This window comes from Flavobacterium sp. (assembly GCF_965284515.1).
Classification (GTDB): Bacteria; Bacteroidota; Bacteroidia; order Flavobacteriales; family Flavobacteriaceae; genus Flavobacterium.
Map to the genome: position 1 here is coordinate 2,374,018 of NZ_OZ260089.1, position 19,938 is coordinate 2,393,955.

General features: G+C 29.9%; 23 protein-coding genes, 3 tRNA genes and 1 riboswitch. Of the genes, 16 read left to right on the forward strand and 10 right to left on the reverse strand.

The features are described from left to right. Positions 1–11 precede the first annotated feature (11 nt). Positions 12–965, forward strand: coding sequence for a transketolase family protein (locus ACQ65T_RS11070; RefSeq protein WP_430401137.1), 954 nt, complete (start codon positions 12–14; stop codon positions 963–965). 68 nt (positions 966–1,033) lie between these two features. Here the strand turns inward: ACQ65T_RS11070 and ACQ65T_RS11075 are convergent, their stop codons facing one another. Next, a complete protein-coding gene (locus ACQ65T_RS11075) occupies positions 1,034–1,996 on the reverse strand; it encodes an FKBP-type peptidyl-prolyl cis-trans isomerase (RefSeq protein WP_430401138.1) in 963 nt (320 codons plus the stop codon). Positions 1,997–2,073: 77 nt separating this feature from the next. On the opposite strand from ACQ65T_RS11075, the gene ACQ65T_RS11080 reads away from it, so the two are divergent. The 3 genes from ACQ65T_RS11080 to ACQ65T_RS11090 are packed head-to-tail and all read left to right on the forward strand — an operon-like array spanning position 2,074 to position 3,539. Continuing rightward, positions 2,074–2,463 carry an RNA-binding S4 domain-containing protein gene (locus ACQ65T_RS11080; protein WP_430401368.1) on the forward strand — a complete coding sequence of 130 codons (390 nt, stop codon included), beginning with the start codon at positions 2,074–2,076 and terminating at the stop codon, positions 2,461–2,463. Further along, positions 2,450–3,028, forward strand: coding sequence for a methyltransferase domain-containing protein (locus ACQ65T_RS11085; RefSeq protein ID WP_430401139.1), 579 nt, complete (start codon positions 2,450–2,452; stop codon positions 3,026–3,028). The genes ACQ65T_RS11080 and ACQ65T_RS11085 overlap by 14 nt, the downstream gene beginning before the upstream one ends. A 16-nt stretch (positions 3,029–3,044) precedes the next feature. Beyond that, positions 3,045–3,539, forward strand: coding sequence for a phosphoribosyltransferase family protein (locus ACQ65T_RS11090; protein ID WP_430401140.1), 495 nt, complete (start codon positions 3,045–3,047; stop codon positions 3,537–3,539). On the opposite strand, the gene ACQ65T_RS11095 is transcribed toward ACQ65T_RS11090, so the two are convergent. Continuing rightward, positions 3,531–4,046, reverse strand: a complete 516-nt coding sequence (locus tag ACQ65T_RS11095) for a shikimate kinase (RefSeq protein ID WP_430401141.1) — start codon at positions 4,044–4,046, stop codon at positions 3,531–3,533. The genes ACQ65T_RS11090 and ACQ65T_RS11095 overlap by 9 nt on opposite strands. Positions 4,047–4,176: 130 nt before the next feature. On the opposite strand from ACQ65T_RS11095, the gene ACQ65T_RS11100 reads away from it, so the two are divergent. The 3 genes from ACQ65T_RS11100 (at position 4,177) to ACQ65T_RS11110 (ending at position 4,477) form a co-directional block, all read left to right on the forward strand. Then, positions 4,177–4,249: transfer RNA gene (locus ACQ65T_RS11100), tRNA-Lys, on the forward strand. A 30-nt stretch (positions 4,250–4,279) separates the two neighbouring features. Further along, positions 4,280–4,352, forward strand: a tRNA-Lys gene (locus ACQ65T_RS11105). Between the two features lie 42 nt (positions 4,353–4,394). Then, positions 4,395–4,477: transfer RNA gene (locus ACQ65T_RS11110), tRNA-Leu, on the forward strand. Position 4,478: 1 nt separating this feature from the next. Here ACQ65T_RS11110 and ACQ65T_RS11115 read toward each other — a convergent pair. Next, complete coding sequence (locus ACQ65T_RS11115; RefSeq protein ID WP_430401142.1) at positions 4,479–5,621, reverse strand: lycopene cyclase family protein; 1,143 nt, start codon at positions 5,619–5,621, stop codon at positions 4,479–4,481. 120 nt (positions 5,622–5,741) lie between these two features. On the opposite strand from ACQ65T_RS11115, the gene ACQ65T_RS11120 reads away from it, so the two are divergent. Genes ACQ65T_RS11120 through ACQ65T_RS11135 form a run of 4 tightly spaced genes read left to right on the forward strand, consistent with a single transcriptional unit; the run spans position 5,742 to position 9,391 of the window. Beyond that, positions 5,742–6,644, forward strand: coding sequence for a MerR family transcriptional regulator (locus tag ACQ65T_RS11120; protein WP_430401143.1), 903 nt, complete (start codon positions 5,742–5,744; stop codon positions 6,642–6,644). Next, entirely contained in the window at positions 6,644–8,104 is a 1,461-nt protein-coding gene (locus tag ACQ65T_RS11125) for a phytoene desaturase family protein (RefSeq protein ID WP_430401144.1), read from the forward strand. Before ACQ65T_RS11120 ends, ACQ65T_RS11125 begins: the two co-directional genes overlap by 1 nt. Position 8,105: 1 nt before the next feature. After that, positions 8,106–8,945 (forward strand): phytoene/squalene synthase family protein, encoded by an 840-nt coding sequence (locus tag ACQ65T_RS11130; protein ID WP_430401145.1) that lies wholly within the window; start codon positions 8,106–8,108, stop codon positions 8,943–8,945. A gap of 2 nt (positions 8,946–8,947) precedes the next feature. Then, positions 8,948–9,391 (forward strand): sterol desaturase family protein, encoded by a 444-nt coding sequence (locus ACQ65T_RS11135; protein ID WP_430401146.1) that lies wholly within the window; start codon positions 8,948–8,950, stop codon positions 9,389–9,391. Positions 9,392–9,438: 47 nt separating this feature from the next. Here ACQ65T_RS11135 and ACQ65T_RS11140 read toward each other — a convergent pair whose 3' ends face one another. The 5 genes from ACQ65T_RS11140 to ACQ65T_RS11160 all read right to left on the reverse strand — a co-directional run bounded on the left by ACQ65T_RS11140 (position 9,439) and on the right by ACQ65T_RS11160 (position 13,502). After that, entirely contained in the window at positions 9,439–9,966 is a 528-nt protein-coding gene (locus ACQ65T_RS11140; protein ID WP_430401147.1) for a DUF4252 domain-containing protein, read from the reverse strand. 3 nt (positions 9,967–9,969) lie between these two features. Continuing rightward, positions 9,970–10,497: a DUF4252 domain-containing protein gene (locus tag ACQ65T_RS11145; protein WP_430401148.1), complete on the reverse strand. Its 528-nt coding sequence runs from the start codon at positions 10,495–10,497 to the stop codon at positions 9,970–9,972. 7 nt (positions 10,498–10,504) lie between these two features. Continuing rightward, complete coding sequence (locus ACQ65T_RS11150) at positions 10,505–10,945, reverse strand: hypothetical protein (protein WP_430401149.1); 441 nt, start codon at positions 10,943–10,945, stop codon at positions 10,505–10,507. Beyond that, complete coding sequence (locus tag ACQ65T_RS11155; protein ID WP_430401150.1) at positions 10,911–11,441, reverse strand: RNA polymerase sigma factor; 531 nt, start codon at positions 11,439–11,441, stop codon at positions 10,911–10,913. The genes ACQ65T_RS11150 and ACQ65T_RS11155 overlap by 35 nt, the downstream gene beginning before the upstream one ends. Before the next feature lie 117 nt (positions 11,442–11,558). Next, positions 11,559–13,502, reverse strand: a complete 1,944-nt coding sequence (locus tag ACQ65T_RS11160; RefSeq protein ID WP_430401151.1) for a TonB-dependent receptor plug domain-containing protein — start codon at positions 13,500–13,502, stop codon at positions 11,559–11,561. 80 nt (positions 13,503–13,582) lie between these two features. Then, a riboswitch (cobalamin riboswitch) is annotated at positions 13,583–13,843 on the reverse strand. A gap of 39 nt (positions 13,844–13,882) precedes the next feature. Here ACQ65T_RS11160 and ACQ65T_RS11165 point away from each other — a divergent pair. From ACQ65T_RS11165 to ACQ65T_RS11185, 5 genes are all read left to right on the forward strand, one after another. Continuing rightward, positions 13,883–14,803: an energy transducer TonB gene (locus ACQ65T_RS11165; RefSeq protein ID WP_430401152.1), complete on the forward strand. Its 921-nt coding sequence runs from the start codon at positions 13,883–13,885 to the stop codon at positions 14,801–14,803. A gap of 149 nt (positions 14,804–14,952) precedes the next feature. Continuing rightward, complete coding sequence (locus tag ACQ65T_RS11170; RefSeq protein WP_430401153.1) at positions 14,953–16,155, forward strand: ABC transporter substrate-binding protein; 1,203 nt, start codon at positions 14,953–14,955, stop codon at positions 16,153–16,155. Positions 16,156–16,179: 24 nt separating this feature from the next. Beyond that, positions 16,180–17,208, forward strand: coding sequence for an iron chelate uptake ABC transporter family permease subunit (locus tag ACQ65T_RS11175; RefSeq protein ID WP_430401154.1), 1,029 nt, complete (start codon positions 16,180–16,182; stop codon positions 17,206–17,208). 6 nt (positions 17,209–17,214) lie between these two features. Next, on the forward strand, positions 17,215–17,994 hold the full coding sequence (locus ACQ65T_RS11180; protein ID WP_430401155.1) for an ABC transporter ATP-binding protein: 780 nt from the start codon (positions 17,215–17,217) through the stop codon (positions 17,992–17,994). Between the two features lie 63 nt (positions 17,995–18,057). Then, positions 18,058–18,819 carry a dienelactone hydrolase family protein gene (locus tag ACQ65T_RS11185; protein ID WP_430401156.1) on the forward strand — a complete coding sequence of 254 codons (762 nt, stop codon included), beginning with the start codon at positions 18,058–18,060 and terminating at the stop codon, positions 18,817–18,819. A 23-nt stretch (positions 18,820–18,842) separates the two neighbouring features. On the opposite strand, the gene ACQ65T_RS11190 is transcribed toward ACQ65T_RS11185, so the two are convergent. Beyond that, positions 18,843–19,298 carry a tRNA (cytidine(34)-2'-O)-methyltransferase gene (locus tag ACQ65T_RS11190; RefSeq protein ID WP_430401157.1) on the reverse strand — a complete coding sequence of 152 codons (456 nt, stop codon included), beginning with the start codon at positions 19,296–19,298 and terminating at the stop codon, positions 18,843–18,845. Between the two features lie 59 nt (positions 19,299–19,357). Continuing rightward, positions 19,358–19,933, reverse strand: coding sequence for a pseudouridine synthase (locus ACQ65T_RS11195; protein WP_430401158.1), 576 nt, complete (start codon positions 19,931–19,933; stop codon positions 19,358–19,360). Positions 19,934–19,938: the final 5 nt, after the last annotated feature.

A 19,938-nucleotide genomic window follows, 5' to 3' on the forward strand; every position in this document is an offset into this window, starting at 1 on the left:
TTGAAATTATAATGAAAAAATACACAAATACAGGAAGTAAAGATACACGTTCAGGTTTTGGAGCCGGAATGACTGAACTAGGTCAAAAAAATGAAAACGTAGTGGCACTTTGTGCGGATTTAATTGGCTCGTTAAAATTTGACGATTTCAAAAAAAATCATCCAGAGCGCTTTTTTCAAATTGGAATAGCAGAAGCAAACATGATTGGAATTGCAGCTGGATTAACGATTGGTGGAAAAATTCCTTTTACAGGAACATTCGCTAACTTTTCAACGGGTAGAGTTTATGATCAAATTCGTCAATCGGTAGCTTATTCTGAAAAAAACGTAAAGATTTGTGCTTCGCATGCAGGATTAACATTAGGAGAAGATGGTGCAACACATCAAATTCTTGAAGACATTGGCTTAATGAAAATGTTGCCAGGAATGACAGTTATTAATACTTGCGATTATAACCAAACCAAAGCAGCAACTTTAGCATTAGCAGATCATAAAGGCCCTGCATATTTGCGATTTGGAAGACCAGTTGTTCCAAACTTTATGCCTGCCGACGAACCTTTTGTTATTGGAAAAGCTATTATGCTTAATGAAGGTACAGATGTTACTATTGTAGCAACAGGACATTTAGTATGGGAAGCTCTTATTGCTGCTGAAGCTTTAGAAGCGAAAGGAATTTCTGCAGAAGTAATTAACATACATACTATTAAACCTTTAGATGACGAAGCTATTCTAAAGTCAGTTGCTAAAACAGGTTGTATTGTAACTGCTGAAGAACACAATATACTAGGCGGACTTGGAGAAAGCGTTTCTAGAGTATTGGCATTAAACAATCCTGCACCACAAGAATTTGTAGCAGTTAATGATAGTTTTGGAGAATCTGGAACTCCAGCTCAATTAATGGATAAATACAAATTAAACAATCAAGCAATTGTTGAGGAGGTAGAAAAAGTGATGAAGAGAAAATAATTCATTTCAACAAATAAAAAAATCCCAATCAAATAATGATTGGGATTTTTTTTATTTTATAATAATCACTATTCGTGACAAGCAGGATCTAAGTGTTTTCTTAACCTTGTTGTTGTTGTAAAATCATTTGAACAACTAGGAATACCTTTTGATTCATCTACATATGGAGTTAAAGGATCATCAAGCGCTACTCCATCATAAGGATAATAACGAGTTATAGCGTCAGGATCAGATGGATGAATATAACTTATCTCTTCTTTAGTTAAATAACCATCATTATCATCGTCTACATCTAAATAATTTGGCAGACCGTCACCATCCGTATCTAAAGCTTCCTCATTAAAATCTGCACCATATTCAATTTTTGATAATATTTTATCTCTATCATGATCTCTATATCTTTGATCGTGCAACCTGAAGTTGAAAATTAATGGAGAATACGAAGGAATATTACCTACAGATTGATTGAAATACCCTAATGCTGAAGGCAAAAACATAACACCAGCTCCATAATCATCAAAAGTTATACTTCCATCAGGGTTATCTGTATACGTTCCCGTTTTAAATTCTGGAATAATTTCTCCCCATCCACGAACGACATCTTCTAATGGAAACCAGATTGGTTCAACTCGCTGATCAAATGTCAAAGTAATATCAGTAGGAATTGTACCTTTATAAGTTACAAATGCAGAATCAACTCTTGTAGGAGCTTCTCCTATTCCTTCTCTTAATTTTAAATAATAAACTTTATAAGTTATATCATGCGCGTCCACTAATTTAAATTGAAGCTCTGGCATTGACGAAATTGGGGTTTGAGTTCCTCCATCCGGAATCAACTCAAATGTTGTATTGTAATCCGCATCTACGGTTACAAAATGTGTGTCTAAGAAATCTTCAATTTCAGCCAAATCCTCTGTGTAAACTTCAGTATAATCTCTAAGAGGAGGCACTGTTACATCATCAGTATTAGGGCAAGCTACTAACATAGTAGCTAAAACTACAAAGCAAAGGGCTTTATAAATATTTTTCATTTTCAAAGTAATTTTGGTGCAAGATACAATTTTCGTTTATTTTTGTATAAATATTAACATTGAATTTTGAATTTTGTATGAGAGTGGATAAATATTTATGGTGTACTCGTTATTTCAAAACAAGAAGTATCGCATCTGAAGCAATAAAAAAAGGACATGTGACTATTAATGGGCAACAGGCCAAACCTTCTCGAGAGGTTTTCGCTACCGATAAAATCACACTTCGCAAAGACCAAATTAATTATAAAATAACGGTATTAGATGTTCCACAAAATAGGGTTGGTGCAAAATTAGTAGACGTTTATAGAAAAGACGAAACTCCAAAAGAAGAATTTGAACGTTTTGAATTATTAAAATTAGCCAAAGAACATTATAGATCTAAAGGAGATGGACGTCCAACAAAGAAAGAGAGAAGAGATATCGACGAATATACAAGTGAAAATATGAGTGAAGATGGAATTGAATAGTAACTATTGGGAAAGTAGATATCAAAAAAAAGAGATAGGTTGGGATGCAGGTAAAATTACAACACCTCTGAAAGAATATATTGATCAATTAACAAATAGTGATTTAAAAATATTAATTCCTGGTGCAGGAAACGGTTATGAATTTGATTATTTAATTCAAAAAGGCTTTAAAAATACTTATGTAGTTGATTTAGCTCCTACTCCATTAGAAAATATTCGTAATAGAAATCCTCAATTAAAAGAAAATATCATACAAACTGATTTCTTCAAACTCAATCAAAAGTTTGATTTAATCATTGAACAAACGTTTTTTTGTGCTCTTAGCCCTAATTTAAGGTCTAATTATGTTTTAAAAATGCTAGAATTACTAAACCCTGGTGGTAAAATAGCAGGCTTACTTTTTAACTTTCCTCTTACTGAAGACGGACCTCCTTTTGGTGGTTCATTAGAAGAATATAAATATTTGTTTAGCGAAACGTTTAAAATAAAAACATTAGAAAAAGCATATAATTCAATAAAACCACGTGCTAATAAGGAACTCTTTTTTATATTTGATAAAAAATAACACAACAGAACTGTAAATGAAAAACATAATCTTAACAAACGAAGAAATAATTCATAAAACCAAAAGAATTAGTTATCAAATATTAGAAACCTTCGTTGATGAAAAAGAAGTTGTAATTGCAGGAATTGCAAATAGCGGATATACTTTTGCCCAAAAAATATCTGAAGAACTATCTAAAATATCCGACTTAAAAGTTGTTTTATGTGAAGTTAAAATCAATAAACAAAATCCAAAAGACAACATTACTACTTCGCTTCAAACTTCAGAATATGAAAATAAAGCACTGGTTTTAGTTGATGATGTTTTAAATTCTGGAGCTACACTTATTTATGGTGTTAAACATTTTTTAGATGTACCATTAAGCAAATTTAAAACTGCGGTTCTTATAGATAGAAACCATAAAAAATACCCTGTAAAAGCAGACTTTAAAGGGATTTCTCTCTCAACTTCTCTTCAAGAGCACATACAAGTCGTGTTTGAGAAAGACAATAGTTATGCTTATTTAAGTTAATATAGATTTTATTTCTAGCACAACTTCTTCAATACTTTTTGAGGTACATTCAACAACATATTTGGATTGATAATAATAAAAATTCCTATCAAATAAATGTTTGTTTACATATTCTTTCAGTTCTTCCTTATTGAAATTTGCAATCAAAGGCCTGCTCATTTTTTCATTCTCCAATCTTTCACATAAAGTGTCAACTGAATTTTTTAAATAAAAAGAAGCTACATCAGACATTTTTAAAACTTCATGATTATTTGCATAACATGGCGTACCTCCTCCTAATGACAAAACAAAATCTTCATTTGTATTTATAAAAACATTTAAAACAGAATGTTCTAATTTTCTAAAATAAACCTCTCCTTTTTCAATAAATATTTTTTTGATAGACATACCTTCTTGTTTTTCAATAATTTCATCTAAATCATAAAAGGGAATTCCTACATTTTCTGACAACATTTTGCCAATTGTTGATTTGCCTGAACCCATATATCCTACTAAAACAATTTTCATACTTAAAATAATTTCCTTAAAATAAGGTAGTTAAAGATTAATTTAAAAAAAAATACAAATTTATAAGAAAATCCCATTGAAAAATAAATTATACTACTTATATTTGCACCCGCATTCAAGGAAAAAGAATGACTTGGTAGCTCAGTTGGTAGAGCACATCACTTTTAATGATGGGGTCCTGGGTTCGAGCCCCAGCCAGGTCACAAATTACAATATTTTTCCTTGATAGCAATGACTTGGTAGCTCAGTTGGTAGAGCACATCACTTTTAATGATGGGGTCCTGGGTTCGAGCCCCAGCCAGGTCACAATTAAAAAGTTAAGCATTTTGCTTAACTTTTTTTATTTAAGGCCATGTGGAGAAACGGTAGACTCGCCATCTTGAGGGGGTGGTGCTCGCAAGGGCGTGAGGGTTCAAATCCCTCCATGGTCACTTATTTTATTAGCTTTTTAAACAGTGCCTTTAGAAAAGGAAATTTAGGACAAGCCATAATAATCTTAAAGTCTTCAAGAAGAGTTGTATTCTCATCTAAAAACCTCAAAATCAAACTAGGATCCACTTTAGAAAACATATTAGAAAAAACTTTCTTTCCTAAATGATTATTTTGATATAAAACATCAATGAATAAGGAATCATAAAAATTATATTTGTTCCATTTATGGAATTTTCTAAAATCAACATTTTCTTGCTTTAGAAAAGACACAACTTCAGATGCTTTTCGAACTGAATTTTTAAAAGTATATCCAGTACTTGCTTTTGTCCAACCACCTGCAGAACCAATAAATAAAACCCTCTTTTTGTTTTTGTTCCAAAATGGAAAAACTGTCATAGGAATATTCCCTTGTTCCTTTTTGAAAATAGAATAATCATTAAGACCTATTTTATTTAAATACAATATAATTTCATCTTCGTATTCTTTTTCTGAAAGTGTTTTTTTTGAAAACAACGTATATTCAAAAAGTGCTTTATTTTTCGAAAAAGGCAAAATATACATAAAACGTGTATTTCTCTTTTGCTCAACACTAAAATCCATAAAAGTCACCTTTTCAGAATCAAAGAAAGAATCTTCAGATTCAACAAACCATCCAATAAAATGTTGATTTAATAGCGGGTATTTAGTACTATTTTGATATTCTTTATCTAGTAAAACACTAGAAAAGAAGTAATCAGCGGAATAACTCCCTTGATCCGATACAACTTCTACTTGCTTATCGTCTTCGCTGAAAAATATAAATTTTTCTTTGACTAAGGTAATATCAATGTTTTGTTTAAGCTTCTCAAACAATCGAACTAGAAATTCTTTTGAATCTATTTGTTTATAAATCAATTGACCATTCAAACAATCAACAGATAGTTTTTCATTTAAAAAGAGTGCTCTATTCCATTTGGTGTTTAAATAATCGTCCCATTTTCCAATCTCATTTTCCCAATAGCACCAAGTTTTTTGAATACTTCCAATCTCATTTGGTTCAATTACCAAAACACTTTTATTGACTAATAAATTATTTTCAAACATTTCGTTTAAAACCAAAATAGTAGACAAACCTAGACCAGAGAAAATATAATTGTACTTCATAATTAGACAAAAATAGAACTAAAAAAGAACTAACATAATTTTAATTTACCAAAAAAAAACAAAAATTGATTCATATTAAAATAAAAATACATATTTTTGTTTAACAAATCTATATAAAAGATGAACAATGTTAAAAATATATTCAGTATAAAGGATTTAGAAAACCTTTCAGGTATTAAAGCGCATACTATTAGGATATGGGAAAAGAGATACAATGCTTTAGAGCCAATGCGAACAGATTCGAACATTAGATATTATGACATAACGAATCTACAAAAATTACTAAACATAGTACTTCTTCATGATTATGGATATAAAATATCTAAAATCTCAAAATTATCTGAAAAAGAAATTCCGGAACTAGTAAAACAAATTACAACTGATAAAACCGCAAAAAATCATGCTATAAATTCATTTAAAATGGCAATGATGAATTTTGATCAATCGTTATTTTTTAAAACTTATGATAATTTGTTGTCAGAAAAGACATTTAGAGAGGTATTTTATGAAGTTTTCATACCGCTGATGAATGAGATTGGTTTATTATGGCAAACAAATACAATATCACCTTCTCATGAACACTTCATAACCAATTTATTTAAACAAAAAATACAAGTAAACACAGAAAAGGTACAAATCTTAGAACCAATTAAAGAAGATAGAGTATTTGTATTGTTCTTACCATTAAATGAGATACATGAAATTGGTTTAATGTATTTAAATTACGAAGTTTTACTTCAAGGATATAGGTGTATATATTTAGGGGAAAACATTCCCATCGATAGTTTAAAGGACATTTCAAGTTTTTTTAACAATATAACTTATGTAGCTTATCTAACGGTACAACCGCTTCAGGAAAATATTGATGAGTATATTTCTGAATTTGAAAACGAAATCTTAAAAGACAATAAAGACGAATTATATTTAATAGGTAGAATGACTCAATTTATAGATAGAGAAAAACTGCCTGAAAGAATGAGCATTTATCAATCAATTGAAGAATTGACTAAAAAAATACAATAGTGAATAAAAATATCTCAATAATTGGATCTGGTTTTTCTGCACTTTCTGCAGCTTGTTATCTTGCAAAAGATGGCAACACAGTAACTGTATTCGAAAAGAATAGCACAATAGGCGGTAGAGCTCGACAACTTAAAAAAGATGGATTTACATTTGACATAGGCCCAACTTGGTATTGGATGCCTGATGTGTTTGAGAGATTTTTCAATGATTTTAATAAAAAACCTTCAGATTATTATGAGCTTTTAAAGCTATCTCCGGCATATCAAGTTTACTTTGGAATTAATGAATTTACAACAATTGCTGATAATTTAGAGGCCATAATTGAAACTTTTGAGAAAGAAGAAAAAGGTAGTGGAAATGAATTGAGAAAATTCATGAATGAAGCTCAAAGTAATTATAAAATTGCGATTGAAGAATTGGTTTACAGACCAGGAGAATCAATATTTGAATTAATTACATTAGACACGGCAAAAAAAGCACATTTATTTTTTAGTAATATTTCTAAAGACATAAGAAAGCGTTTTAAAAATCCAAAACTTGTTAAAATATTAGAATTCCCTGTTTTGTTCTTGGGAGCTAAGCCTAGCGACACTCCTTCTTTTTATAACTTTATGAATTTTGCAGATTTTGGGCTAGGAACTTGGCATCCAAAAAACGGAATGTATTCAGTTATATTAGCTATGGAAAAACTAGCTTTAGAACTTGGAGTTAAAATTCACACAAATTCAAATATTGAAAGTATAATTACAGAAAATGGTGTTGCAACTGGTATTATTTGTAATGAAAATATAATTAAAAGTGATATTGTATTAAGTGGTGCCGATTACCATCACACTGAGACGTTACTACACGAAAAAGACAGGCAATATTCAGAAAAGTATTGGGAAAGAAAAACATTTGCCCCATCTTCTTTATTGTTCTATGTAGGATTTGACAAAAAGTTGATCAATGTTGAACACCATAGTCTGTTTTTTGACACATCTTTTGACAATCATGCTAAAGAAATTTATGATAACCCTCAATGGCCAAAAGAACCTCTTTTTTATGCAAGTTTTCCATCTAAAACAGATAGAAATGCTGCTCCAGAAGGAAAAGAAGCAGGAATATTCTTAATACCATTAGCACCAGGAATTGAAGATACAACAGAAATAAGAGAAAAATATTTTAATATTATTATTGACCGTTTTGAAAAATTAACTACACAAAATGTAAAAAATAGTATTATATTTAAAGAATCATTTTGTGTAAATGATTTTATTAAAGATTATAATTCATATAAAGGAAATGCATACGGAATGGCAAACACTTTATTACAAACTGCTTTTTTAAGACCCAAGTTAAAAAGTAAAAAAGTAGAAAAATTATATTTTACAGGTCAACTTACTGTACCAGGTCCAGGGGTTCCTCCTTCTTTAATATCAGGAAAACTAGTCGCAGAATTAATAAAAAAATACGAATAATATGAAGGCATTATTTGATGAAGTTTCGAATGAATGTAGCATTAAAGTTACCAAGAAATACAGTACATCATTTTCGTCTGCTGTAAAAATGCTTGCGCCAAGCATTCGTCAAGAAATTTATAATATATATGGATTTGTTCGTTTTGCAGATGAGATAGTTGATAGCTTTCATGATTACAACAAAGAATTATTGTTTGATAAATTTCAGAATGATTTAGATTTTGCTCTAAAACAAAAAATTAGTTTAAATCCTATTTTAAATTCTTTTCAAGACACAGTTAATAAATATAACATACCTTATGAATTGATTGAAGCTTTTATGAAAAGTATGAAAATGGACTTACATAAAAGTGACTACAATACAACTGAAGAATATAACGAATACATATACGGTTCAGCAGATGTAGTTGGGTTAATGTGCTTACAAGTCTTTGTAAAAGGTGATGTAGACAAATACAATGAATTAAAAGATAGTGCTATGCGTTTAGGCTCTGCTTTTCAAAAAGTAAACTTTTTAAGAGACTTAAAAGCAGATTTTGAACAATTGAATCGAACATACTTTCCAAATACAGACTTGTCTCAATTAGATGAAAAATCTAAGCAAGAAATTATACAAGACATTGAAAGTGATTTTGAAGCAGCATATATTGGTATAAAAAACTTACCAATTGAAGCACGCTTTGGTGTTTATACTGCATATAGATATTATAAAAAATTACTCGTTAAGCTGAAAAACACTCCTTCAAAAGAAATAAAAAACACAAGAATCAGGGTTTCTGATTATCAAAAAGCAAGTTTATTTGCTCAATGCTATTTAAATTTTAAATTAAATATTATTTAATTATGTGGTTACATTTATTGGTTTTTATACTAACATTTTCCATGATGGAATTTATGGCATGGTTTACTCACAAATATGTAATGCATGGTTTTTTATGGAAACTTCATGCTGACCATCATAAAAAAGATCATGATTCATGGTTTGAAAGAAATGATTTCTTTTTTATCTTTTATGCAGTTGTTAGTATTGGTTTTTTCTTGCTGTGGCAAAATGACATATTAGCAATTGGATTAGCAATTGGATTGGGAATTTTTGCTTATGGATTAGCTTATTTTTTAGTACACGATATTTTCATACATCAACGATTCAAGCTTTTTAGAAACGCAAACAATAGATATGCTAAAGCTGTAAGAAGAGCTCATAAAATGCATCATAAGCACATAGGAAAAGAACATGGTGAATGTTTTGGAATGTTAATTGTTCCATTTAAATATTTTAAAAATTAAAAAAAAGGCTCAAATATAATTTGAGCCTTTTTTAATTAATAACTAACTTATTTTAAAATTCCTTCTAAAGGCTTTAGTTGGTCTAAATCTATTTTAGATTTTTGCATAATATTTACAATTGACATTAAATCATTTGGATTCATATTGTCACCAAGGATGCGAACCAATGCAAAACCAGAAGATTGATTATTAGCATAAATAACAAACTCATCTATATTTTCATCTGTACCTACTAAATAAATTGAAGCACCTTGGTTTGAAGATCCAAATTTCATTAATTCTTGATATTCTTCATCCTTTAAAATAGCCTTTACTTTCGCAACCTCGTCCTTGTATTTTACTTCGTTTAAAGTGTCTTTTTTAAAAGCAATAATGTTCATTTTGTCAAAAGCGTCTAAAGCCTTTGTTTCAGAATCACTTAATGAAGCTTTATCCATTTTTAAAATACTAGGAGAAACATCTATTGCTATAAAATCTTTGTTTTCAGTATTCTCAACAAAATACTTTTGTAAAGTTGGCTTATTAGAACAACTTATAGCTAAAAAAGAAATTATTGTGATTATAAATGCTTTCATAATTTATTTTTTAGAAGCTTTTTTAAGCTCGTTCCCTCCTGGTAAATTCATTTTCTCAGTTAAAGCTGATATCTCATCTAAATTAAAATTTCCGGTTAATGAAAGCACAACAGCTTGTTTATCCTTAGACATCGGATCTTCAATAAACATTAATAATTCTTTTACAATATTCTCAGAAGCGCCTGATTTTACATAAATATTTACTTTTTTCCCATCTTCACTAACTCGCATTAATTCTTCTAATGGATTGGTCTTTAGATAACTTGCTACTGTACTTTTCATTTCAGCTGAAACTTTAGCACTCGATGACATAAACACTTTTAAATTATCTAATTTTTTAAGCAAATTCATATATTGTTGAGCTTCTTTATCTTTAGTGTCAACTTTTACTTTGCTCATCAATTCAAACATCTTCTTGTTTACAATAACAGAAGCTACTCCTTCTTTGTCTTCAAATTTATCGAAGGCGTTTTGTGCAAACCCCATACTTGTGAATACAACTAATAGTATACTTAATAATAACTTTTTCATTTCTTTCTTATTTAAAAATTGTTTTTTTTGATTGATTGTACTCATTTAATAATGCAACACTTTCTACTCCCTGATTCACATTATTCGAAAGCATTTCTAGTGCTTTTTGTGTTTCAATAAATGCAACTTCTGGATCATCAAATGTTCCTAAGTCTTCATTAGAAGCATTTGAATTCATATAGAAAAATGCAGTTCCAAAAAGAATAACAAAACTTGCAGCAACTCCTATCCATTTTACGACATTTCGTTTTCTAGGTTGTAACGGAAGTGTTTTTGTAAACTGTACTTCTTCTTGATTTTTAAAATAACCAAACATTGATTTATAAGGTTGCAAATGTGATGCCACATTATTTGAAGAAAAATAGGCCTTTAATTCTCTTTCTTCAGCAATGTTAGTATTGCCTTCTAAATACTTATTTAGTAATTGTTCTATTTGGGCTAATTCCATAATTGTGTTTTTCAACTAATTTTTCTTTTATCGTTTTTCTAGCTCTTGACAAAGCTACTCTGACTGCTGTTTCATTCATTTCTAATGCTTGTGCTATTTCGCTAAACTCATATTCTTCAACATCTCGCATTTGTACTATTAATCGTTGTTGTTCGGGTAAATCATTCATTATTTTTTCTACCCAATTCCAACTGTCTCTATCTTCTACTTGTTTATCAATTCCTGCTTCTCTATCTGAGTAATTACTATGTACTAACTTTAAATTACCTGCTCGTTTCGACTTTAATTGGTCTAAACAGTAATTTTTAGTCATGGTTACAGCAAGTGCTTCAACACTGTTGTACTTATTTAAGCCATCTTTTTTATTCCATAACCGTATAAGAACTTCTTGTGTAGCATCTTCTGCTTCTTCTGAACTCACTAATAAACGCTTAGCAATTCTAAAAACTTTATCTTTAAATGGAGATATAATATTTAAGAACTCCTGTTGTTGCATTTAATTATGAGTTGGTTTATAAAGTAGACGAATGTGTTTTCATTTTGTTACAAACAAAAAAAAGGTTCAAGTAAATATACTAAAACCTCTTTTAAATTATTGTATTATTATTATTTCTTAAAACTGAAAATTCAATCCTAATTTGTAGTTTCTTCCTTTTGTAGCATAACCTATATTTTCCTGAAATTCTTCATTTAAAATATTATTAACTGCTCCAAACAATGACAATCTGTTTTTAATTACGTTAAATCTAAAGTTTGCGTTTACCAATTGGTAAGCAGCTAAAGAAACATTTTCGTTTGCCCAAATTAAACTGTTATAAAAAGCATCATTACGTTTGTCAACAAATTGATATTGTAAACCAAACGAGGCTTTTTCGCTAAACATATAATCAACTCCTGCATTCGCTTTATGTTTAGCAATTAATCTACTTAACGGTTGTTCTACTTCTGTAAAAGTATAATTAGCATTTGCAGTTAATCTTTCATTGAAATTGTATTTAACTGAAGTTTCAACACCTTTAGCATTATACGTTCCATCAATATTGATGTAGTTTGAAACCCATGTTGACGTATTGGTATAAAAACCAAAAGCATTTGTTTCTTCTCTGTAAAAACCAACCGAGTTAAAAGTTAATTTCTTCGAAAATAAATTGGTTTCAAAACCAACTTCAACTGTTGAATTCTCTTCAGGTTTTAAATCTAAATTACCATAAGCAGAAAATAATTGGTACAAACTCGGCGTAATATAAGCCGTACTATATGAAGCTAAAACTTTTAAAGGCAAATTAAAAAAATTATAACTTGGATTGATATTATAAACTACATGATTTCCATATACATTATGATTATTCATTCTTGCACCTGCATTTACATTTAAGCCAAAAGTTGAATTATAAACAACTGTTGCATAAGGATCAACAATGTTAAACTTTGCGCCATCTTTTTCAATATTCGTATAAGCATCTTCTTGCGTCATATCAAAATATTGAGCTTGAACTCCAAGAATTGCAAAAAACTGATTCGAAAAAGTATATTTATTAAATAAATCGGCATTTATACTTCTTGATGAATAACTATAATTATCAACAGTATTTGTCCATGAACTAAATAAATTAATCTCTCTATCAATAGTTGCAGCTGAAGCATTTAAAACCAATTCTCCTTTATTGTATTTGTATTTAGGAGAAAAACCAATTCTAAATTGTTCACTATTTCCGTTATTATGAACTTCATCATTACTTACAGTTGGACCAGCGTAAGAAGTATCAAACGTGTTGTTTATTTTATCATAATTTCCAAAGAAATCAAACGACAATTTATCAGTTGCTTTGAAACCAATTTTTTGTAAAACATTTACTCTTGAAAAAGTGTCATCTTCATAATTCTTACCAAAAGCTTCCGAAAAACCTTTTGTTTCAGTACTACTTAGCGAAGTTAAATACGTAACTTTTCCTAAGGTTCCGTTTACCGAAAAACCTTGGTTAAAATCTTGAGGTTTTGTTTTAGAATCTTCTGAAGTATTTTGTGTTCCTAAAGCAAAAAAAGCATTTCCTGAAAGTTTTGAATTACTTGATTTTTTCAAAGTAATATTAATTACTCCTGTTGCGGCACCTGAACCATACAAAGTACTTGACGCACCTTTTAAAATTTCTATACTTTCAATCATATCTACGTTTAACAAACGTAAATCGTATTCCGAATTAATATTAGAAGCGTCATTTACAGGAACTCCATCAATATAAATGGCTACTTGACGGTTTCTTCCTCCTCTAATATAAATTCCTTGGTTTTTACTGTTAGCCGATTGATTTCCGTTAATTTCAACACCAGCAACCTGACTTAAAACGGTTGCAACAGATTGTCCTGGCCTTTTAGCTAAATCTTCAGCTGTGATTTTTTCAATAATTTTTCCCGATTTTTCTTTGCTTTGTGCAAATTTTGTGTCGGAAACTACAACTTCATTTAACTGATTAATTTTTAAAGAATCTTGTTCTTGTGCATACGAAATTGTGGCAAAAAGCACAGTACATACACTTAATTTAATAAACTTAGTGTTCATTTTGTTTGTAAATAATTTTAATAAAATTTGGAAGAAAAGCATAGAATTATCCCATACTCAAACCTTTTTTCCCGAAAGTTTGTTACTCAGTGAATGTGGCAGGTCTCCTGGCTTGCGTCTTGTTGTTTACCTTCCCATTTTGAAGTTAGAAATTAGAAATTAGAAATTAGAAATTTTCTAAATTCAGAATTCTTAATTCTTAATTCTCAACAGTGGTTTTGTAGATAACAACAAGCTTATTAGCTTACAGTTGCGGGTACAGCTTAGGCATTAAACCTAATTCCCTTTTAATGTTGTTTTGAAAAAAATCAGAAACAACAACCAAAATTCGAGTACAAAGGTATTTTATTTTTGTTTACATTTGAAAAAAAATATCTAAAATGAAGAAATATCTTTACTTTCTAACATTATTAAGTTATAATTGTTTTGCTCAAGTGAGTACAAGTAATTTAGATACTAACAAAATTGATGAAGTGATTTCATTTAACAAAGTAGATCAAATTCCAGTATTTGAAAAGTGTAAAAATGTAAAGAAAGATCTTCAAAGAGATTGTGTTGTAAATTTCATCAACGCCCACATCGAAAAAAATTTAAAATATCCTAAAGAAGCCAAAAAAGTAAAGGTTGAATCTAAAGTTTTTTGCACTTTCATAATAGATAAAGAAGGAAAAATCACCATTACAGAAGCAAAAGGAAAGCCAACTTCCTTTAAAAAAGCCTTTGAAAATGAGGCAATTCGTGTACTTAATTTACTTCCAAAATTTAGCCCTGCTAAACACAACAACCAAATTGTAAAAGTTCAAGCACAATACACAGTTGAATTTAAATTGAAAGATGATAAAATTGAAATGATAGATTATGAAAACACTCCAATTGTAGTAATAAGCGAAGAACGAATAGTTGCTGAACCTGAATATTTAGATGAAGCTGTTCCTTTTCAAATAGTTGAACAAGTTCCACTTTTTAGTTTATGCAAAGAAATTGAAACAACCTTGCAAAGAGAATGTTTTCATGAAGAAATGAAAAAACACATTGAAAAACATTTAGAATACCCAAAAGAAGCCAAAAAAAATAAAATTACGGCAAGAGTAATTGTTCTTTTTGAAATTACTAAAGAAGGAAAAATTAATAATATAAGAAACAGAGTGACCGCTACAAATAAAGAATATTCAGCCGATTTTGAAACAGAAGCTTTAAGAATTATTAACAAATTACCACAATTTAGACCCGGTCAACAAAGAGGAAAAACAGTTGTTGTTAGCTATGCGATTCCAATTGTTTTTAGTTTAAACGATAAATAGAAATTATTTCTTTTTATTCATTTTATAAATAAGCCATACAAACCCAATAATAAAATGCAATAAAATTATTCCTGCAATGATGTAAATAAATGTATTTGAATTCCCTCTCATTTTTTTATTTCAAATTTAAAAAAAGGTTCAAACACATTATGCATCATTTGTTACAAATCAATGAAATATTAAAACAAAACTATACTTTTGTAAAAAAAAGCATGCGTTTAATTTATCAAATTTTATTTTTAATTTGTTCCCTTAGTCTTTTTACACAATGCAAAGAAGCTTCAAAACTTAACAAAAAAACTACTTCTGAAATTAATTTAGTGCAACATGCTGAAGGTTTTTCTATTGTAGAATATGCTGATTTTTCTATTTTGAAAGTAAAAAATGCTTATCCCGAAGCAAAAGAGGTTTACACATATGTTTTGCACAAAGAAAACGCTCAACTTCCTGATAGCTTAAATTCGTATACTAAAATTCAAATTCCAGTAAAAAAAATAATTGTTACCTCAACTACTCATATTCCATCAATTGAAATGCTTCAAAGCGAAAATACAATTGTTGGATTTCCTTCTACGCATTATGTTTCTTCTGAAAAAACAAGAGCTTTAATTGACATTGGAACTATTCGTGAAATTGGGAGTAACCAAAGTTTAAATACCGAATTAATATTGGATTTAAATCCAGATATCATTGTTGGATTTAGTGTTGATGGAGACTTAAAAACCTATAAAAATTTAGAAAAAAACGGACAGAAAATTATTTTTAATGCCGATTGGACTGAAAAAACACCACTAGGAAAAGCAGAATGGATTAAGTTTTTTGGTGCTTTATATGATAAAAATGAAGAAGCAAATATTATTTTTTCTGAAATTGAAAAAAGTTATAATGAAGCATTATTACTAGTAAAAAATATCAAAAATCAGCCTACAATTATGGCAGGTTCAATTTATGAAGATCAATGGTATTTACCTCAAGGCGATAGTTGGGCTGCTTTATTTTTAAAAGAAGCTAACGGAAACTATTTATGGAAAGATTCTAATGGAACTGGAAGTTTAGCTTTATCGTTTGAAACTGTTTTAGACAAAGCTAAAGATGCAGATTTTTGGATTAATCCAGGACAATTTACAAGTTTAGATGAAATTCTTAAAACAAATTCAAACTACAAGTATTTCAAAGCCGTACAAAATAAAAACATTTACACTTCTAGTTCAAAAAAAGGAAAAACAGGTGGCGTTATTTTTTATGAATTAGCTCCTAACCGACCTGATTTAGTTTTAAAAGACATTGTCAAAATTTTACATCCAGAAGTTTTACCCGATTATGAATTGTATTTTTTTGAAAAATTAAAATAAACTACTTTTGAAGAATACTTAAGCATGCTACAAACAAAAAAACATACTTTTCTATTCATTCTTCTAATAGCAATATTAGTAGTTTTATTTTTCACGAACATTAGTTTGGGTTCGGTTTCTATTCCAGTAAAAGAAATTGTAAATAGTTTTTTAGGAAATACGATGCAAAAGGATAGTTGGGAAATTATACTTTGGAATTTTAGACTACCCAAAGCTTTTACTGCAATTCTCGTTGGAATGGCATTATCTATAAGTGGTTTGTTAATGCAAACGTTGTTCAGAAATCCACTTGCCGGCCCTTATGTTTTAGGACTGAGTTCAGGAGCAAGTTTAGGGGTTGCTTTTGTAATTCTTGGAGCAGGTTTTTTACCTTCATTTTTAGCAAATCTATTCTTATCAAATTATGGAATTGTTTTAGCATCAGGTTTAGGAAGTGCTTTTGTATTAATTGCAGTTTTAGCCGTTTCTCAAAAATTGAAAGATACAATGGCAATTCTTATTGTTGGATTAATGTTTGGAAGCTTAACAAGTGCTGTTGTTTCAGTTTTATCGTATTTTTCAACTGCCGAACAATTACAAAAATTTACCTTTTGGTCGTTAGGAAGTTTAGCCAACTTAAGTTGGAATGAAGTTTCTTTACTTTTTATCATTACATTTATTGGAATCATCTTAAGCTTTTTAGTCATCAAACCTTTAGACGCACTTTTATTAGGCGAAAAATATGCCAAAAGTTTAGGCGTCAACTTCAAGAAAACAAGATACATCATCATATTTGCAACCAGTATTTTAGCCGGAAGTATTACTGCTTTTGTTGGGCCTATTGCCTTCATTGGATTAGCAGTTCCGCATATTGCAAAACTACTTTTTCAAACAAGTAATCACTTTATATTATTTTGGAGTACGTTATTAATTGGTGCAATTGTTTTACTATTTTGTGATATTATTGCGCAATGTCCTGGTTATGATATTACCTTACCTATAAATGCTGTAACGTCTATTATTGGTGCACCAATTGTTATTTGGTTATTGGTTCGAAAGAGAAATTTCAGTTAAAGAAGTATGAAAAACAACATTCTACATACCGAAAATCTTTCAATTGGATACAAAACTAAATCCGAAACCAATACTATAATCCAAAATTGCGATATTCAATTGCAAAAAGGAAAATTAGTAGCTTTAGTGGGTGCAAACGGAATTGGAAAATCGACGCTTTTAAAAACCATCACTGGGATTATTCCAACACTCGATGGGAATGTTTTTCTAAATCATAAAAAAATTCAATCCTATTTACCTAAAGATTTAGCCCAAGAATTAAGTATAGTTTTAACCGAATCTTTACCGCCAAGCAATTTAACAGTTTATGAAATTGTAGCTTTAGGAAGACAACCTTATACCAATTGGTTAGGCAAACTTTCTGAAGAAGATAAATTGAAAATTGAAGAAGCTATTGCTTTAACTGGAATTGAAGAATTCAAATACAAAAAACATTACGAAATTAGTGATGGACAATTGCAAAAAGCATTGATTGCTCGTGCTCTTGCACAAGATACTGCATTAATTATTTTAGATGAGCCAACTACTCATTTAGATTTAGTTCACAAAGTCTCATTAATAAAGCTATTGCAAAAACTTACTCACGAAACCGAGAAAACCATTCTATATTCAACACATGATATTGATTTAGCCATACAATTAAGTGATGAAATGATTGTGTTGACAAAAAATAAATTAGTACAAGACCAACCTTGTAATTTAATTGCAAATGATACTTTCAACAAATTATTTCAAAACGAAAGTATTGTTTTTGATAAAACCATTGGAAAATTCAAAGTAGTATAACTTTATGTTTTGTTTAGAGATAATTGTTGTTTTTATAACTAACTTTACTAAAACAATTAACTCATGAAATTCAATATATTCATTCTACTTTTTTCAACGATGATAAGTTTTGCGCAAATTAATACTGTCTCTTATTTAGATGGTAAAGACAAATTAGAAGGATTCTTCTTTAAAGCAGAAAAACCAAACTCTAAAAATATTGGTATTATTGTTTTACCTGCTTGGATGGGAATTGACAATCATGCAAAAGAATCAGCCGAAGCATTATCAAAGTTAGGATATCATGCATTTGTTGCTGATATTTATGGCTCTGTAAACAATCCGAAAAATACCGAAGAAGCTGGTAAATTGGCTGGTTATTTTAAAAACAACCCTGAAGTATACCAGAAACGTATTCAGTTAGCCATTGACCAATTGGTAAAACTTGGTGCAAATAAAAATGAAATCGCAGTAATAGGTTATTGTTTTGGAGGAACAGGAGCTATTGAAGCAGCCAGAGGAAATTTAAATGTAAAAGGCATTGTATCATTTCACGGTGGATTAGGTAAAGACAAAATGAGAACTACAGTTCCTATCACAGCGAAAGTTTTAGTTTTACATGGAGCTGATGATCCTTATGTACCACAAAAAGATATAGATGCTTTTCAAGATGAAATGAGAACTGCAAAAGCCGACTGGCAAATGAATTACTACGCGAATGCTGTGCATGCTTTTACACACAAAGATTTAAGTACTGATAATAGCAAAGGAGCTGCTTATAATGAAAAAGCAGATAAAAGAAGTTGGGAAGCCATGAAGACTTTTTTTTTAGAACTATTCAAATAATATAAAGTCTCGCATTGCGGGACTTATTTTTTTAAACCAATTTGTCTTTTTGCTTCTCCAATTACAAAAGCAACAGAGTTCGCTAAATTATAGCTTCTAACATGTTCTGAGATTGGAATGGTTAAGTGATTTGGAAATTGTTCTAATACATCTTTACTTAAACCTTTGCTTTCTTTACCAAAAACCAACCAATCGCCATCTTGAAATTCTTGTTCTAAATAGTTTTTATCAGCGTGAGAACTCATTAAAAACACTCGAGATTCGTCTGGAATTTGAGCTTTCCATTCGGCAACAGATTGATATTCTTTCCAATCCAAATGTACCCAATAATCCAAACCCGAACGTTTCAAATTCTTATCCGTAATTTCAAAACCAAACGGATGAATTAAATGCAGTCTACTCTCTGTTCCAACACAAAGGCGGCCAATGTTTCCGGTATTATTAGGAATTTCTGGTTCTATTAAAACTATGTTTAGCATTTTTTAGGTATTAGGTTTTGGGTAAAAGGTTTTAGGTTATAAATTGAATTTGTTTTTTGTTATTTCTCTTGCAATTGAAAATCTTTAACTTCCACAACATCACCAGCATTTAAACCTTCTAAAGTTATAGTTCCAATTCTAATTCTAATCAATCGCAATGTAGGGAATCCAACAGCAGCAGTCATTTTTCGAACTTGTCGAAATTTTCCTTCGGTTAACGTTATAGAAACCCAACTCGTTGGTCCGTGACGTTCGTCTCTAATTCTTCTACCTTGTCCAATATAGCTTGGCAATTCTGGAATTAGTTTAGACGAACAGTTCCTTGTTAAATATTTCGTTCCATTTATTCCTATTTCTACTCCATTTTGCAATTGAGCAACTGCTTCTTCGGTAATAATTCCATCTACTTGAGCGTAATATTCTTTTTCAACCGTTTTTCTTCTTACTTGTTCGCTTACTTTTCCATCAGTTGTTAGCAATAACAACCCTTCTGAATCTTCATCTAAACGACCTATTGCCATTGTTCCTTCAGGAAACGGATACAATTCGCCCAATAACTTTTTCTTTCTTTTTTGTTCCCTAACAAACTGACTTAAGTAACTGTGTGGTTTATGTAATAAAAAATGGCGGTGCATGAAGC